Below are 16050 nucleotides of genomic sequence, written 5' to 3'. Positions count from 1 at the left end.
AATCCGTACGGTTTATTTCAATAGCTGCTGGCGGCCAGCCCGACCAATGCCGCGGCCTGGCCACGGCAGGCACGCTCGATGTCCGGCACGAGTTTTGTCAGCCAGACCCGCGGAATGGCGTCGGGCCCGTACAGGGCGCCCGCGATCATGCCGGCGATGGCGCCGGTGGTATCGGCGTCGCCGCCGCGGTTGACCACATCGATCAGGCAACTTTGAAAGTCGTCGGTATCGAACAGGGCCTGCAACACCGCCTGCAGGGTTTCGACGATGTAGCCGCTGGGATTGTCCCGCCGCCGGCCGCGAAAGGCGAACAGCGGAAACGCCTCCACCAACCCCGCCGCCGGCCCGTGCAGCAACTGGCGCTTGTCCGCGCCCGTCAATGCCGACTGCACCATGGCCACCACCGTTTCGCTGGCGGCATCCGACAACGGGTTGTTATGGGTTACGTGCGCCTGGGCACGCACGGCCACGCGTACCGTCTCCCGTGATCGCCCCAGCGTGGCGAGCGCCACGGGCAGCACGCGCATGCAGGCGCCGTTGCCGGCATCGTGCTCGCTCGGTAGCGTTTCGGTGTTGCCGGTATGTCGATAATGGACGATGCCGCGGCGCACCGTGTTGCCGATATCCACCGGCTTGGCGGCCATCCAGTCGCTGAACGCCTCGGCGGCGGCCGCGGCATCCACGCCACCTGTCGCGAGAATGGATTTTCCCAACGCGAGCGCCATGGTGGTGTCGTCGGTGACCTGGCCGGGTTTCAGTCCCAGCCAGCCGCCGCCGCGGATACGATCATGCGTGCCGTACTGCACACGGATCTCGGTGGGCGTCATGAACTCCACGGTCGCACCCAGGGCATCACCCACCGCCAGTCCGAGATAGGCACCGAGCGCGCGTGCCTGAACCGCCTTGTCCGCGCTTTCAGTCCTCGGGGCCGAAACAGGCATGGTAGTCCGGGCACACCTCGCAGGATGGCGAACGGCAGGTGTAGATGCCTTCCTGCACGCAGAGCTGTTTATATAAAAACTTTTTCCACTTCATGTCCCGGTCGTTGCGCGCCGCCAGCGCCGGGAAATTGTTGCGCATCAGCTCGGTGAGATCGGTACGCGCCCACAGCCCGAGGTCCTGCCACAGATGGTCTCCGCCCATGCAGGCGGCGGTGACGATGTCGGCGATCCAACGTTCTGACTCGTCGCTGCCGGCGCAGTTAACAAGCAGCAAGCGCCGCAGCTCGCCGCGTTCCTCTTCGCGCTGCGGGTCGGGTTTGTGCGTATCGTGTTGCGGGGTGGACCAGCACGCACCCGGGAAATGCCGGTCGATCATGTGCGCGTGATCCGCCGCAGACAGGCCCAACCGCAACGGCAGCGCACCGTGCCCCTGAGCATTGCTGGCCAGCATGCAGGCGAGTGCATCGTCGTTGGCCCGGCCTTGCGCAAAGGACATCAGGTAGGCGTGGGCGGCGTGCACCGCATCGGTATCGCTCATGGCCCGGTTCATGGCGCCTCCTGTCCACCGCACGCCACATGCTTGGCGGTGGAAAACCGTGGGCAGGTTTCCAAATCCCCGTCGTTTGCCATGTCCAGACCAAGCCATGCCTTCACCTGTTCAGGTTCGAAGCCGACCCGTGTCTCACCGCCCTTTTCCATGAGCGGACGGCGAATCAGCAACGGCTCCCGTACCATCAGCGCCAACGCATGGTCCGGCTCCAGGTCTTCGGGCCTAACCTCGCCCGAGCGCACGCGCGGCGCGCTCGTGTTGAACCATTCGGCGACGGGCAGGCCGGCGAAAAACCGTTGCAGACGCGCCGGCGTCCACACCTCGTCGAGCAGATCTCGCACCACTACTTGATGCCCCATCTCCACCAGCAACCGGTGCTGGCGGCTGTTGTTCACGCAGCCTGGCTTGGCATAGAAGACGACGACGGCCATCGCGCGTCAGGCGTTCGGTTGCGCATCCGACCGGTTGCCGGCGATCCGCCTGGCGGCCGCGGCCCGTACCTCCATGTCGTAGACCAGATAGGCGCTGTGGCGGCGCCACACGCGGCGCGGCACCCGGCCCAGTTCGACCGGAACCATCTCGTCACAATCGTTCACCAACGACACGCAGCGCACCAGGGTCCTGCGCCCACCGTTCATCAGACGCGCCCAGGCGGAACCCGCCGCATCATGCAGTCGCGGCCAGAGGCGCAGTTCGGGGACGAACGCCACTTCCGGCGCGTGCGGCTGCGACATCGAAACGCTGAACTTTGCCATGATGATTCCTCCGGTCGATCAATGGGCCTGCAGTTCGGCCATGGCCTCGGCCATGCGCTCGGGCGGGATGCCCGTCAGGGAGCCGGGCGGATTCAGCGCCTCGTCCAGGGCATCGAGGATCGCGCCCTCGATGGGACAGATGCTGGCGCACTGGGCGTCGGCAAACTCGCCCTCGCACTCCGTGCATTTCTTGGCGTCGATCAGAAAATGCGGCTTCGCCTCATAGATGGCCTGGTTGGGACACAGCGGTTCGCAGGCCCAACAGTTCACACAACTCTCGATAATTTTCAGTGCCATAACCGGGTACTCCTTCAGGCAGTCGCCTGCGTCTCCTGGTCATCCGTCTTCGCATCCAGCTTGCCCATCTCGAGCATTTCGCTGTAGACGGCCATCACCGCGTCCTCGATAGGCTCCATAGCATGCTCGCCGTTGGGTTGGATGCCGGCCTCTTCCAGCATCTCCCAGGGCTCGTAGCCGATCTTGGCGCACAGCACCGCCTCGCAGCCCTCGAGGGTATTGATGATGCCGCCGAGCACCGACTCGCCGTCGCCGCAGGTATCGCCGCCGCTGCAGTACAGGTCGACCTTGCGATGACCGATGAAGCGCACGCCTTCGGCCGATGCCTCGTACACCAGGAATTCACGCGCATGGCCGAAATGCTGGTTGATGACGCCGCCGCCGGTGGTGGCCACCGCCATCAGCACGGGGCGCGGCTTGCTGCCGCCGCCCAGGGATTCCAGCGGCACCAGCGCGGGGGCCTGGGGCTTCGCCTGCTTGGCCGCCAGTTCCTGTTCGATGGCGGCGTGCACCTGGGCGCGCTTTTCCATCGCGGCGGTGTAGTCGATCTCCATATCCTCGATCTTGTCCATGGTGAATTCGGCACCGCGATCCTCGCCCAGCAGACCGACGGCGTCGGCGCGGCACTGGCGGCAGTGGCGCATCATGTTCATGTCGCCGGCGCAGTCGTCCTGCAGGGCCTGCAGTTCGGAGGACTTGGGACCGCGCTGACCCATGACGCCGTAGAAGGTGCCGTGCTCCGCCTCGGCGATCAGCGGCATGACGTTGTGCAGGAAGGCGCCCTTCTGCTTGACGATCCGGCTGACCTCCTTGAGATGCTCGTCGTTGACGCCGGGGATCATCACCGAGTTGACCTTCACCAGGATGCCGCGCTCGACCAGCATCTCCAGGCCTTTCTGCTGCTGCTCGATGAGGATCTTGGCGCCCTTCTTGCCCTTGATGCGGCGATTGTTCCAGAAGATCCACGGATAGATCTTGGCGCCCACCTCGGGGTCCACGCAGTTGATGGTGATGGTGACGTGATCGATGTTGTGCTTGGCCAGCTCGTCGACGGACGCGGGCAGGGCCAGGCCGTTGGTGGACACGCACAGCTTGATGTCGGGTGCCTGCTCGGACAGCGCGCGGAAGGTCGCGAAGGTGCGCTCCGGGTTGGCCAGCGGATCGCCGGGGCCGGCAATGCCCAGCACGGTCATCTGGGGAATGTTGGCGGCCACCGCCATGGTCTTCTTCACCGCCTGATCGGGCGTCAGCAGCTCGGACACCACGCCGGGACGCGATTCGTTGGCGCAGTCGTACTTGCGGTTGCAGTAGTGGCACTGGATGTTGCAGGCCGGCGCCACCGCCACGTGCATGCGGGCGAAGTAGTGATGCGCCTCTTCGGAATAACAGGGATGGTTGTGAACCTTTTCCCGGATGTCTTCCGGCAGGTGAGACAGCTGATCGTCGGTGCTGCCGCAGGATCCTGCGGAACAACCGCCCTTGGGTGCCTCGGGTTCAGCCTGGCCAAGCACTTTCAGTTCCATGTCCGCTCCTCAAGTCTCTGTCCGGTCTTCGTGGGGAAGCCATGCATGTTGCTTGATAGAGACATGTGCAAGCGCCGTGCCTGATTTGGAAAATCCTTTTATTTCATAACGATAGGTGGTTTTTGGCGTAGCTGAAACACGGCTTTGTCGCGAACGCCACAGCCCGGGAACGGGCGCTTGTGGCGAAGCCGACAGGGGGATCAGATGCGGCGCACGGTGATGTTGAGGGTCTGGATGCGGTAGGCGATCTGACGCGGCGTCATGCCCAGCAGCCGGGCGGCCTTGGCCTGCACCCACCCCGCCTGCTCCAGGGCGGCGATGATGCGCTCGCGCTCGTCGAGGTCGGGGTCCTGCAGGTCCACCGGCGCCGCGGGGGCACCGGCCGCCGCAGGCGCCGGACTCACCCCTTCCTTGATGCCGCTCTGGATCACGGCGTCACGGTCGATGACCCCGTCGCCGCTCATGATCGCCGCGCGCTCCAGGGTGTTTTCCAGCTCCCGCACATTGCCGGGCCAGTCGTGGCGCATGAGCAGGCGGATGGCGCTGTCCGTCAGCGACAATTCACGCCCCTGCTGGCGACCCAGCTTGCCTACCAGGAAAGCGGCCAGTTCCGGAATGTCCTCGATGCGCTCGTGCAGCGAGGGCATGTAGACGGGCATGACGTTGAGCCGGTAATAAAGGTCTTCGCGGAAGCTGCCCGCCTCCACCTCCGACTCCAGGTCGCGGTTGGTGGCGGCGATGATGCGCACGTCGACCTTGAGCGTGCGCGTGCCGCCCACGCGCTCGAACTCGCCCTCCTGCAGCACGCGCAGCAGCTTGGCCTGGAAGGCCGCCGATATCTCGCCGATCTCGTCCAGGAACAGGGTGCCGCCGTCCGCCTGCTCGAAGCGCCCCTTGCGCTGGGTGGTGGCGCCGGTGAAGGCGCCCTTTTCGTGTCCGAACAGTTCCGACTCCAGCAGGTTGTCCGGCAGCGCCGCGCAGTTGAGCTTGACGAAGGAACCGCTGGCGCGCGGCGAGTTGTAATGGATGGCGTTGGCGATGAGCTCCTTGCCGGTGCCGGATTCGCCACGGATCAGCACGGTGGTGTTCCATTTGGCCACCTGCCGCACCTGCTCGAAGACCTTGCGCATGCCGGGGGTGTGGCCGACGATGTTGTCGAAACCGTATTCCCCGCGCATCTCGCGGCGCAGCCGATCGCGCTCGTCGGTGAGGTCGCGGCGCTCGCGCTCCACCTCCCAGGACAGGCGCACGCTTTGCGCGGCAAGATTGGCGACCATCTCCAGAAAGCGTGCCCGCTCCCCCAGCAGCGCCGTGTCGCCCGACTGCGGCTGCGCGGCCAGCACGCCCACCGGCTTGCCCTCGCCGACCCGGATCGGCACGCCGATAAAGGGCAGCTGTGAATCGTACAGGCCCAGGCGGTCGAGGAAACGGGACTCGTCGGCGATGCGTTTGACGACCACCGTATCGCCCAGTTCGAGAATGCCGCCGACGACACCCTCGCCGGGGCGGTAGCGCACGTTGCCGGCCCGTTCGGGGTCGTCGCTGTGCACCGCGCTGACCAGCAACTCGCCGCTGTCCGGGTCGAGCAGGGTCACCATGCCGCGCTGCATGCCGGCGTGCTCGTGCAGCACCTCCAGCACGGCGTGCAGGGTCTCGTGCAGGTCGAGCGAACGACTCAGCACCCGGCTGACCTGAAACAAGGCCTCGAGTTCGCTTTCCAGCAATCGTGAACGGTCGTTCAATGCAGCGTCCCTTCGCTCCAAAGTCGTGGCGGTCATCGCCTCACTTCTGCCTCAGCGGGAACCGCACGCGGAAGCGACATCCTTCGGTATAGGTCGGATCGATCTCGATCGTCCCCGAGTGCTCGTTCACCACTTCCTGCACCATGGGCAAGCCCATTCCGGCCCTGCGCCCGGCCGCGCCCTTGGTGGTAAAGAAAGGCTCGAAAACCTTGAGGCGCTGCGCCTCGGGAATGCCCGGGCCCGTATCCTCGATGGTGACGATCAGGGATTGATCGGCCGCCTCCGTGCGCAGGCGCAACTCGCGCGCCCCGCCACGAACGCCGGCCATGGCGTCGATGGCGTTGTCCACCAGTTGCTTGAACAGACTGCGCAGGCGGTTCTCGTAGCCCAGCAACGGTGGCAGCACCGGTTCGGGTATCCAGTCCACCACCACGCCCAGCGCCAGCAGCCGTTCGGTGCACAGCCCCAGCACCTCGCGCAGCAGCTGATTGACGTTGACCGGTTCGAACGCCTCGCTCGGCGCCTCGGGCATGGAATCGCGCAGCGTCTGCAGCGCCGCACGCCCGTCGGCCAGGGCCTGCCTGAGCACGTCGAGCAGGGCACCGTTCTCGTCCGCGCCGTTGGTGCGGCGTTCCAGCATCGCGGCGGCGGCGTTGACCATGTTGATCGGCCCCTGCAGCTGGAATACGGCGCCGGCCAGGGTCTCGCGCATGCCCTGAACCAGTTCCTCCTCGGCCATCAGGGCGCGCAGCGCACTCATGCGCATCTGTTCCTGACCATGCTTGACGGCGGTGATGTCATTGGCCACCAGCAGCAGGTAGGTCTGCTTGCGCGCCTCGAAGAAATTGTCGGCGCTGGCGTCGCTTTCGCGGAACCACGTGCCGGAGCAGGAGAACCAGCGCGTGGGTGCGCCCCTGCCCGGCTCGAAGCTGATCTCCTGGCCGGAAAAGCCCTTGCCGCTTTGCCGCGCCTGCTCGAACGACGGGCCGAGGGACTCGCGCAGGGCGGCCACGAACTGCGCCGCCGGTTCCTGGCCGTGCATGTCCGCCTTCAGCACCTTGTAGGCCATGTTGTCCAGCACCACCCGCCCCGAATCGTCGAGCAGCGCCACCACCACGGGGGCGGCGTCCACCACCGACTCGATCAGCGCCTTCTGGTTGTGGACCTGCTGTTCCAGGCGATGCACCTCGGTCACGTCGCGGTGCATGCCCAGGTAATGGGTGGTGCGGCCGGTGCCGTCCAGCACCGGCGCGATGGTGAGTTCCGCCAGATAGCGTTCGCCGGTCTTGCGCCGGTTCACCAGCAGCCCGGACCAGGGCTTGCGCTGAAGCAGGCGCCCCCACATGGTCTCGTAAACGATGCGCGGGGTGACCTTGTCGGACAGAATGGACTCGTTCTGGCCGATGACGTCCTCGGGATCGTAGCCGGTCACCCGGCTGAACTGGGGATTGGCATACAGGATCTTGGCCTTGGCGTCGGTAATGGAAATGGCCACCGCCGACTGCTCCACCACCTCGTAGAACAGGCGCGGCGGCAACAGGCCACGGCCATCCCATACCATCTCGCCGAATGCCTCGATGATGGCCTCGGGCGTACCCTCGGGGGGCGAGGCGAGAAACGCCTTGAACACCTCCGAAAAACTGTCTGCCGGTGTCGACCCACCGCGCTTCCCCATAAAACCTCCAACTGCCCTAGCCCCGTGTAACGTACAAGTCCTTACAAGTTCTGTGCCTACCGACCGAAACCCGCTCTGGCGGGGATAAGGACGTTGTGTTTTGTAGTATTTACGACAAATTGCCCGGAATGTCAGTGGCGGCGTATTCAATCCGACAGACGGCATTACGCACCACATTGGTGCGCTCGCCGTGAAATAGCCGCCGCGCCAGCACCTGCCGGTTTTTCAGCGCTTTTCCCCAGTCGTGGCACGGTTGATGCAAATCCTCTGGCAGGAGAGGTGACGCATACATGACACAGTACTTGGTGATGCTGCTGGCGACGGCCCTGGTCAACAACGTCGTCCTGGTGAAGTTCCTGGGCCTGTGCCCCTTCATGGGGGTGTCGAACAAGATCGACACGGCCTTGAGCATGGGCTTGGCCACCACCTTCGTGCTGACCATGGCGTCGGTGGCCAGCTGGATTCTCGAACACTACGTGCTGGAACCCCTCGACATCGGTTATCTGCGCATCCTGTCCTTCATCCTCGTCATCGCCGCGGTGGTCCAGTTCACCGAAATGGTCATCCGCAAGACGAGCCCCATGCTCTACCAGCTGCTGGGCATCTTTCTGCCCCTGATCACCACCAACTGCGCGGTGCTGGGCGTGGCCCTGCTGACCGTGCAGGACAAGTACTCGTTCATGCAGAGCGTGATCTACGGCTTCGGCTCGGCACTGGGTTTCACGATCGTCATGGTCATTTTCGCCGGGATGCGTCAACGCCTCGCGCTGGCCAACGTGCCGGCGGCGTTTGCGGGCGCCCCCATCGCCTTCATCGTCGCCGGCCTGCTGTCGTTGGCCTTCATGGGCTTCGCCGGCCTGGTGCACTGAATCAGGAGGATTAAAGAGATGTTTTCAGCCATCGCCGCTCTTACCATCCTTGGCCTGGTGCTCGGCTACGCGCTCGGGCTGGCCTCCCACTACCTCAAGGTGGAGGCGAATCCGCTGGTCGAGGAAATCGAGGCCATGCTGCCCGGCTCCCAGTGCGGCCAGTGCGGGTTCCCGGGTTGCACCGGTGCCGCCCAGGCGCTGGCGAACGGCGAAGCGCCGGTGACGCTGTGCCCCCCGGGCGGCCGTTCGCTGGCCGAATCCCTGGCCGCCAAGCTGGGCGTTGAGGCCGACCTTTCCGGCATGAGCGACGGCCCGCCCCAGCTGGCGCGGGTCAGCGAGGGTACCTGTATCGGCTGCACGCGCTGCTTCAAGGTCTGCCCCACCGACGCCATCGTCGGCGCACCCAAGCAGATCCACGTGGTGATTCAGCGGGCGTGCACGGCCTGCGGCAAATGCGTCGAGGTCTGCCCCACCGAATGCCTGCAGTTGCAGCCCGTCGCTGCCACGCTGCAGACTTGGCGCTGGCCGAAACCCGCGCTGGCCGCCTGAGTCGACCGCCATGTTGCGCCTGCGTCGTCTGCGCTTTCGCGGCGGGGTCCACCCCGAAGGCCACAAACAGTCCACGACCGACCGCGAGATCGAACCGCTGCCGCTGCCGGCGCGCCTGTACCTGCCGGTGCAGCAGCATATCGGGGCGCCTGCCGAACCGCTGGTCAAACCCGGCGACTACGTGCTCAAGGGCCAGCTCCTGGCACGCAGCGCGGGGGCGGTTTCGGCGCCGGTGCACGCGTCCACGTCCGGCACCGTGGTCGCCATCGAGCCGTTCACCGCACCGCACCCGTCCGGCCTGCCGGTACGTACCGTCATCCTGGAACCGGACGGCGAGGAGCGCTGGGCGGAGCGCAGCTACGACAGCGACGCCTTTGCCATGACGCCGGAGGAGATCGCGGCGCGTGTCGGTGCCGCCGGCATCGTCGGCATGGGCGGCGCCGCCTTTCCCGCAGCGGTAAAACTCAACCTGGGCAGCCGCAACACCGTACACACCCTGGTGATCAACGGCGGCGAGTGCGAACCCTATCTCACCTGCGACGACCGGCTGATGCAGGAACGTCCGCGGGAGATCATCGACGGCGTGCGCATCATGATGCGCGCACTGCATGCGCACACCGCGCGCATCGCCATCGAAGACAACAAACCCTATGCGATCGCGGCCATGACCGCCGCCGCGGCCGCCTGCCCGGACGTGCACGTCACCGCCGTGCCCACCCGCTACCCCATGGGTTCGGAAAAGCAGATGATCCAGGCGCTGACCGGCCTGGAGGTGCCGGCCGGCAAGCTCAGCGCCGATGTCGGCATCGTGGTGCACAACGTCGCCACGGCCCACGCGGTCCGGAATGCCCTGCGCCGTGATCAGGCGCTGATCTCGCGCATCGTCACCGTCGGCGGCGGCGCGGTGGACACGCCACGCAACCTGGAGGTGCCGCTGGGCACTCTGGTCAGCGACCTGCTGGAAGCCTGCGGGCTGAAGGAAGAACCGGCCAGGCTGCTGGCTGGCGGGCCCATGATGGGCATGGTCCTGCCCCATGCGCAGGTGCCCGTGGTCAAGGGCACCAACGGCATCATTGCCCTGACCGCCAAAGAGATCAACGCGGGCGAGGTGCGCCCCTGTATCCGCTGCGCCCGCTGCGTGGCCGCCTGCCCCTGCGGTCTCATGCCCCTGGAGATGGCGTCCCGGGTGCGCAGCGGGGACATCGACGGCGCCGTGAGCTACGGGCTGGGCGACTGCATCTCCTGCGGTTCCTGCTCTTACGTCTGCCCCTCGAACATTCCGCTGGTGCAGTACTTCAACTTCGCCAAGGGTGCCCTCGCGAACCAGCGTGAGGAACAGCGCAAGACCGAGGAAACCCGCCGCCTGGCGGCCGAGCGCAACGCCCGCCTGGAAGCGGCCAAGCAGCAAAAGGCGAACCAGCAGCGCCGGCGCAGCGAAGCTGCCGAATCCACGGAGTCCGGTTAATGGCGCAGACCGAAGTCATCGGCGGACCGCACGTCCGCGCACCCAGCAGCGTGCCCCGTACCATGGCCCTGGTGCTGCTGGCCTCTTCGCCGGCGGCCGGCCTCGGCCTCTACCTGTTCGGCTGGCCGGCCCTGAATCTGCTAATGGTCACCATTGCCGCGGCGCTGCTCAGCGAGACCCTGTCCCTGTGGTTGATGGGCAAGCCGGTGCGCAGCTCGCTGTTCGACGGTTCCGCCCTGCTCACCGCCTGGCTGCTGGCCCTCACCCTGCCGCCCTGGGCGCCGTGGTGGATCGGCGCGCTGGGCGGCGCGTTCGCCATCCTCATCGGCAAGCAGGTGTTCGGCGGCATCGGGCAGAACCTGTTCAATCCCGCCATGCTGGCCCGGGTGGCGCTGCTGATCTCGTTTCCCCTGGAGATGACCACCTGGGCGCAGCCGCATCCGCTGTTCGCCGCCGACTCGCCTGACTTTCTCACCGCCCTGTCGATCACCTTCGGGACCGCACCGCATATCGACGGCATGACCAGCGCCACCGTGCTGGGCTATGTCAAAACCGGATTCACCCAGGGCCACACCCTGTCCCAATCCCTGACCGGGCACTTCGCGCCGACGGCGTCGCTGCTGGGCGACACCAACGGCAGCCTGGGCGAAACCTCCGCCCTGCTGGTCGTGCTCGGCGGGCTGGTGCTGCTCCAGCAGCGCATCATCACCTGGCAGATACCGCTGGCCATGCTCGCGGCCATCGCCGCACTGAGCGGTCTGTTCCACTGGATCGACCCGGAACGCTACGGCGGCGTACTGTTTCACCTGTTGTCGGGCGGCGCCCTGCTCGGCGCGTTCTTCATCGCCACCGATCCGGTGACCTCGCCCAGCAGCCCCCGCGGCCAGTTGCTGTTCGGCGCCGGCTGCGGCGCCCTGACCTGGGTCATCCGCACCTGGGGCGGTTATCCGGAGGGTGTGGCCTTCGCCGTGCTGCTCATGAATGCGGTCACGCCGCTCATCGACCACTACCTGCGCCCGCGCGTCTACGGACGCACCCGCCGCGGCGAACCGCTGCGGCCGCCGGCGCCCCGGAACGAGACGTCCGATGAGTGACGCGACGCAGCAGACCAAGCGGCCGTGGCGCGACCGGCTCGTCTTTCACGGCATCATGCTCGGCGCGGTGGCCCTGGTGGCCAGCGCCGCGCTGGTAATCGCCAACCGGATCACGGTCATGGAGATCCGCAACCGCCACGCCGAGGATATGCGCGCCTCGCTGCAGGAAGTGATCCCGGGCGATATCCACGACAACGACATGCTCGATAACACCGTGCATGTCGCCAACCCGCCGGGGCATCCGGTACGCGTCTTCCTGGCCACCAAGGACGGCAAAACCACCGCCGTCGCATTCCAGGTGATCGGCCAGGGTTACGGCGGACCCATCGACCTGATGCTGGGCGTCGACCGCGACGGCAAGCTCCTGGGCGTGCGCGTCATCTCCCTGTCGGAAACGCCCGGGCTGGGCGACAAGATCGAGCTCAGCAAGACCAAGTGGATTCTCAGTTTCGACGGCCTGTCCCTCGCCAATACCCCGGAGAAGGACTGGCACGTGAAAAAGGACGGCGGACGCTTCGACCAGTTCAGCGGCGCCACCATCACCCCGCGCGCCGTGGTCAAGGCGGTGCACGGCGGACTGGAATTCTTCGCCCGGCACCGGGATCAATTGCTGAACGGCGCCGCCAAGGCGCCTGAAAAAGGAGAAACCCCATGACCAGTTACCGACAGATCACGCGCGACGGCCTGTGGGACAAGAACGTCGTATTCGGTCAGATGCTGGCGCTTTGTCCCACGCTGGCGGTCACCAGCACCGCGACCAACGGACTGGGCATGGGGCTGGCCACCACGGCCGTACTGGTCGCCTCCGGTGCCGTGGTTTCCAGCTTCCGGCGCATCATCACCGACGAGATCCGCATCGCCGTGTTCGTGCTTCTGATCGCCGGCATCGTCACCCTGGTGGACATGGCCATGAACGCCTGGCTGCACGAACTGCACAAGGTGCTCGGCCTGTTCATCCCGCTCATCGTCACCAACTGCGCCATCCTGGGACGCGCGGAATCCTTCGCTTCGCGCAACAAGGTGCTGGCCTCGGCCGCCGACGGCCTGATGATGGGTCTCGGCTTCACCTTCGCGCTGGTCGTCCTCGGCGCGGTGCGCGAGATCCTCGGTTCCGGCACGCTGTTTTCCCACGCCGAAACCCTGTTGGGCAACAGCTTCGCATTCCTGGATATCACCGTGATCCCCGACTATCGGGGATTTCTGCTGCTGATCCTGCCGCCCGGCGGTTTTATCGTGCTGGGCTTTTTGCTGGCGGGCAAACGCATCCTGGATGCACGCCTGCAGCGCACGGCGGTGGCGAGCATCCCCGACGTGGAATCCCACTGCTCCACGAGCCAGGCCTGAGACAGCCATTCCGGCATAGGGTGATACCCATGGGTTTGAAGCGCTCAAGGAGACTTCCATGCAGGTAAGCATTGCCTATGGCGCTGCCGAACAACAGGTCTGGCTGCCGGTGGAGGTGCCCGAGGGCACCACGGTGGCGGAGGTGATCCAGCGCTCCGGCCTGCTCGAGCGCTTCCCGGAAATCGATCTCGACGCCCAGAAGGTGGGGATCTTCGGCAAGGTCGCCAAGCTGGACGCCGAGGTGAAACCCGGCGACCGGGTCGAGATCTACCGCCCCATCACCGCCGATCCAAAGACCACCCCGCGCCGCCGCACGCGCGACGAGAAAGACGCCGACTGAGCGCACACGGTCGTCACGGCCGTTCCGCGGCCAACAACGTCTCTTGATCGGGTGCGATACGCGCCTTGAATCCGCCCGCAATACCGCTTCCCGGACCGATATGCCACGGCCCGACGCCTCGATTCGCGGGGGTTGGGGAGAGGGAAAAAAGGTGGTGGCTATGCCCTGATTCGAACAGGGGACCCCATCATTATGAGTGATGTGCTCTAACCAGCTGAGCTACATAGCCACGCTGCTGAAGGGCGCGAAAGATACCGTAACCGCGCGCCAGCGTCAATTTGCACCCCGCCACCATGGGCCTAACAGGTTGTTGTTGTCGCTCAGGCGAGTGCGAGAGAAGGAAAAATCGGGCGAGGAAGCGCAGTTTACTTGATGTGTAAACGAGCATTTTGAGCCTGATTTTGACGCCCCATCGGGCCGCATGAGTAGACAAAAACAGCCTGTTAAACGTTGAACCGGAAGTGCACCACGTCACCCTCATGCATGACGTAGTCCTTGCCCTCCAGGCGCCAGCGCCCGGCATCCTTGGCGCCCTGTTCGCCACCGTGGGCGACGAAGTCCTCGTAGGCGATGACCTCGGCGCGGATGAAGCCCTTTTCGAAATCGGTATGGATGCGCCCGGCCGCCTGCGGCGCGGTCGCCCCCTGGCGGATGGTCCAGGCGCGCACCTCCTTCTTGCCGGCGGTGAAGAAGGTCTGCAGATGCAGCAGGTGGTAGCCCGCGCGGATCACGCGGTTCAGGCCCGGTTCATCCAGCCCCATGGATTCGAGGAACTCGCCCTTGTCGGCGTCGTCCAGTTCGCTGATCTCGGCCTCGATGGCGGCGCATACCGGCACCACTTCCGCGCCCTCCTCGGCGGCACGGGCGCGCACGGCATCCAGGTAGGGATTGTTCTCGAAACCGTCCTCGGCCACGTTGGCGATGTACATGAGCGGCTTGCGGGTGATGAGGTGCAGCTCGCGCAGCAGCGGCGCCTGTTCCTTGTCGATCGCAAAACTGCGCGCCGGCCTGCCGGCGCCGAGATGCTCGACCAGCCGCTCGATCAGGGCCTTCTGAACCAGCAGTTCCTTGTCGCCCGACTTGGCGCCGCGGCTGACGCGGTTGAGCGCCTTTTCGGCCGTCTCAAGATCGGCCAGCACCAGTTCGGTGTCGATGGTCTCGATGTCCGAGATCGGGTCGACCTTGCCGGCGACGTGCACCACGTCGCCGCTTTCGAAACAGCGCACCACATGCGCGATGGCATCCGTTTCCCGGATATGGGCCAGGAACTGGTTGCCCAGCCCTTCACCCTTGGAGGCCCCGGCCACCAGGCCGGCGATATCGACGAACTCCATGGTGGTGGGCAGCACCCGCTCGGGATGCACGATCTCGGCGAGCCGGTCGAGGCGCGGGTCGGGCACGGGCACCACGCCGACGTTCGGTTCGATGGTACAGAACGGGTAGTTCTCGGCCTGGATGCCGGCGCGGGTCAGCGCGTTGAACAGGGTGGACTTGCCCACATTGGGCAAACCGACGATACCGCATGTAAATCCCATGAGTGTTGCCGTCCGTCAGGAAACGAAATCGAAGATAAAGGTTCAGGCCGTGTGCAGGCTGTGCATGGCGCGCTCGAAATCGCCGCGGATCATGCCGTCCACCAGATCGGCGGCGCGCGCGATGTCGGCTTCGATCAACTCCCGGTCCGCCTTGCTGGGACGCGAGAGCACGTAGTCCACCACCTGCTCGCGATGCCCGGGGTGGCCGACGCCCAGCCGCAAACGCCAGAACTCCTTGCCCAGCTGCGCGATGATGTCGCGCAGACCGTTGTGCCCGCCGTGGCCGCCGCCCCGCTTGAAGCGGGTCGTCCCCGGCGGCAGATCGATCTCGTCGTGCGCAACCAGGATTTGTTCGGGGGGGATTTTGTAGAAGGCGGCGAAATGGCGCAGCGACTGGCCGCTGCGATTCATGTAGGTCATGGGCTTGAGCAGCCAGACCTGATGGCCGTCGATGACCACCCGGCAGACCTCGCCGGTGAAACGGGCCTCGGTGCGAAAGTGTCCGCCGTGGCGACGCGCCAGCTCGTCCAAAAACCAGAACCCGGCGTTATGCCGGGTCTGGTCGTATTCGGGGCCGGGATTACCCAGCCCCGCGATGAGCTGCAAGGCCTGTGTCATGGCAGGCGCCTGCCTGCTTATTCGGACTCGCCGGCGGGCTCCTCACCCTCGGCTGCGGCTTCGCCCGCCTCGGGCTCTTCGGCCGCCGTCACGCGTGCATGATGAATGGAGACCACGGCGTTGTCGTGTTCATCGCCATGGCTCAGCTCCACGATCTCCACGCCCTTGGGCAGCTTGAGCTCGGACAGATGGATCGCATCGCCGACGTTGAGACCGCCGAGATCGACCTCGATGGACTCCGGCAGGTCCTTGGGCAGAGAGGCGATCTCGACCTCCACCAGATGGTGGGAGACCACACCGCCCTGCTGCTTGACGCCGGGGGCCTTATCCTCGTTGATGAAGTGCAGAGGAACGTGCACGCGCACGGCCGAATCCTCGCTCACGCGCTGCAGGTCGAAGTGCAGGATGGTCGGATGCGAGGGATGGCGCTGCAGATCGCGCAGCACGGCCTTTTCGGTGGCCTTGCCGATCTTCACCGTCAGAATGTGCGAGTAAAAGGCGTCGTTTTCCAGCTGGTGGGCCAGCTCGTTCTGCGCGACGGCGATCGGCGTGGGTTCCTTGCCGGCGCCGTACAGGATGCCGGGCACGAGCCCTTCGCGACGCAGGCGGCGGCTCGCACCTTTCCCCTGGTCGTCACGCGGCTGGGCGTTGATGATGAATTCATTGCTCATGTTTTTACTGCTCCTAAGGGTTGATAAAACGGCCGCCTCACAGGACGACCCGCCTCCCCCGCGACCAGGGGAGGCATTTCCC

The 16050-nt window shown here is 65.7% G+C and carries 18 protein-coding genes and 1 tRNA gene; 7 read left to right on the top strand and 12 right to left on the bottom strand.

The window, feature by feature from the left end:
* Positions 1 to 17 precede the first annotated feature (17 nt).
* The 8 genes from draG to nifL form a co-directional block, all read right to left on the bottom strand.
* Positions 18 to 941 (bottom strand): ADP-ribosyl-[dinitrogen reductase] hydrolase, encoded by a 924-nt coding sequence (draG, locus tag P8Y64_02375; protein ID MEJ2059320.1) that lies wholly within the window; start codon positions 939 to 941, stop codon positions 18 to 20.
* Positions 916 to 1491: a nitrogen fixation protein NifQ gene (locus P8Y64_02370; protein MEJ2059319.1), complete on the bottom strand. Its 576-nt coding sequence runs from the start codon at positions 1489 to 1491 to the stop codon at positions 916 to 918. The genes draG and P8Y64_02370 overlap by 26 nt, the downstream gene beginning before the upstream one ends.
* Complete coding sequence (locus tag P8Y64_02365; protein ID MEJ2059318.1) at positions 1488 to 1922, bottom strand: ArsC/Spx/MgsR family protein; 435 nt, start codon at positions 1920 to 1922, stop codon at positions 1488 to 1490. The genes P8Y64_02370 and P8Y64_02365 overlap by 4 nt, the downstream gene beginning before the upstream one ends.
* A gap of 6 nt (positions 1923 to 1928) precedes the next feature.
* On the bottom strand, positions 1929 to 2246 hold the full coding sequence (locus P8Y64_02360; GenBank protein MEJ2059317.1) for a hypothetical protein: 318 nt from the start codon (positions 2244 to 2246) through the stop codon (positions 1929 to 1931).
* A gap of 18 nt (positions 2247 to 2264) precedes the next feature.
* Positions 2265 to 2543 (bottom strand): 4Fe-4S binding protein, encoded by a 279-nt coding sequence (locus P8Y64_02355; GenBank protein ID MEJ2059316.1) that lies wholly within the window; start codon positions 2541 to 2543, stop codon positions 2265 to 2267.
* A gap of 14 nt (positions 2544 to 2557) precedes the next feature.
* A complete protein-coding gene (nifB, locus tag P8Y64_02350) occupies positions 2558 to 4066 on the bottom strand; it encodes a nitrogenase cofactor biosynthesis protein NifB (protein MEJ2059315.1) in 1509 nt (502 codons plus the stop codon).
* 200 nt (positions 4067 to 4266) lie between these two features.
* Positions 4267 to 5844 carry a nif-specific transcriptional activator NifA gene (gene nifA / locus P8Y64_02345; GenBank protein MEJ2059314.1) on the bottom strand — a complete coding sequence of 526 codons (1578 nt, stop codon included), beginning with the start codon at positions 5842 to 5844 and terminating at the stop codon, positions 4267 to 4269.
* Between the two features lie 4 nt (positions 5845 to 5848).
* Positions 5849 to 7483, bottom strand: coding sequence for a nitrogen fixation negative regulator NifL (gene nifL / locus P8Y64_02340; protein ID MEJ2059313.1), 1635 nt, complete (start codon positions 7481 to 7483; stop codon positions 5849 to 5851).
* A 290-nt stretch (positions 7484 to 7773) separates the two neighbouring features.
* Here nifL and rsxA point away from each other — a divergent pair, with 290 nt between their 5' ends.
* From rsxA to P8Y64_02305, 7 genes are read left to right on the top strand one after another with little or no spacing between them, the layout of a single operon-like run.
* Positions 7774 to 8352, top strand: coding sequence for an electron transport complex subunit RsxA (gene rsxA, locus P8Y64_02335; GenBank protein ID MEJ2059312.1), 579 nt, complete (start codon positions 7774 to 7776; stop codon positions 8350 to 8352).
* Between the two features lie 18 nt (positions 8353 to 8370).
* On the top strand, positions 8371 to 8901 hold the full coding sequence (locus tag P8Y64_02330) for an RnfABCDGE type electron transport complex subunit B (protein MEJ2059311.1): 531 nt from the start codon (positions 8371 to 8373) through the stop codon (positions 8899 to 8901).
* 10 nt (positions 8902 to 8911) lie between these two features.
* Positions 8912 to 10366, top strand: a complete 1455-nt coding sequence (rsxC, locus tag P8Y64_02325; GenBank protein ID MEJ2059310.1) for an electron transport complex subunit RsxC — start codon at positions 8912 to 8914, stop codon at positions 10364 to 10366.
* Positions 10366 to 11460, top strand: a complete 1095-nt coding sequence (locus tag P8Y64_02320; protein ID MEJ2059309.1) for an RnfABCDGE type electron transport complex subunit D — start codon at positions 10366 to 10368, stop codon at positions 11458 to 11460. Before rsxC ends, P8Y64_02320 begins: the two co-directional genes overlap by 1 nt.
* The gene (gene rsxG, locus P8Y64_02315; GenBank protein MEJ2059308.1) at positions 11453 to 12115 is read left to right on the top strand and encodes an electron transport complex subunit RsxG; all 663 of its coding nucleotides are present in this window, start codon (positions 11453 to 11455) and stop codon (positions 12113 to 12115) included. Before P8Y64_02320 ends, rsxG begins: the two co-directional genes overlap by 8 nt.
* On the top strand, positions 12112 to 12804 hold the full coding sequence (locus P8Y64_02310) for an electron transport complex subunit E (protein ID MEJ2059307.1): 693 nt from the start codon (positions 12112 to 12114) through the stop codon (positions 12802 to 12804). The genes rsxG and P8Y64_02310 overlap by 4 nt, the downstream gene beginning before the upstream one ends.
* Positions 12805 to 12862: 58 nt before the next feature.
* The gene (locus P8Y64_02305; GenBank protein MEJ2059306.1) at positions 12863 to 13144 is read left to right on the top strand and encodes an RnfH family protein; all 282 of its coding nucleotides are present in this window, start codon (positions 12863 to 12865) and stop codon (positions 13142 to 13144) included.
* A gap of 152 nt (positions 13145 to 13296) precedes the next feature.
* On the opposite strand, the gene P8Y64_02300 is transcribed toward P8Y64_02305, so the two are convergent.
* The 4 genes from P8Y64_02300 to P8Y64_02285 all read right to left on the bottom strand — a co-directional run bounded on the left by P8Y64_02300 (position 13297) and on the right by P8Y64_02285 (position 15968).
* A tRNA-Met gene (locus P8Y64_02300) sits at positions 13297 to 13373 on the bottom strand.
* Positions 13374 to 13587: 214 nt separating this feature from the next.
* Positions 13588 to 14679 (bottom strand): redox-regulated ATPase YchF, encoded by a 1092-nt coding sequence (ychF, locus tag P8Y64_02295; protein MEJ2059305.1) that lies wholly within the window; start codon positions 14677 to 14679, stop codon positions 13588 to 13590.
* Between the two features lie 42 nt (positions 14680 to 14721).
* Positions 14722 to 15297, bottom strand: coding sequence for an aminoacyl-tRNA hydrolase (pth, locus tag P8Y64_02290; protein ID MEJ2059304.1), 576 nt, complete (start codon positions 15295 to 15297; stop codon positions 14722 to 14724).
* Between the two features lie 17 nt (positions 15298 to 15314).
* Positions 15315 to 15968, bottom strand: a complete 654-nt coding sequence (locus P8Y64_02285) for a 50S ribosomal protein L25/general stress protein Ctc (protein ID MEJ2059303.1) — start codon at positions 15966 to 15968, stop codon at positions 15315 to 15317.
* Positions 15969 to 16050: the final 82 nt, after the last annotated feature.

The sequence above is a fragment of the Gammaproteobacteria bacterium genome (assembly GCA_037388465.1).
Taxonomy (GTDB): Bacteria; Pseudomonadota; Gammaproteobacteria; order SpSt-1174; family SpSt-1174; genus JARRKE01.
The sequence above is the reverse complement of the archived record's forward strand: the minus strand, read 5'-3'. Positions and strand labels throughout refer to the sequence as shown.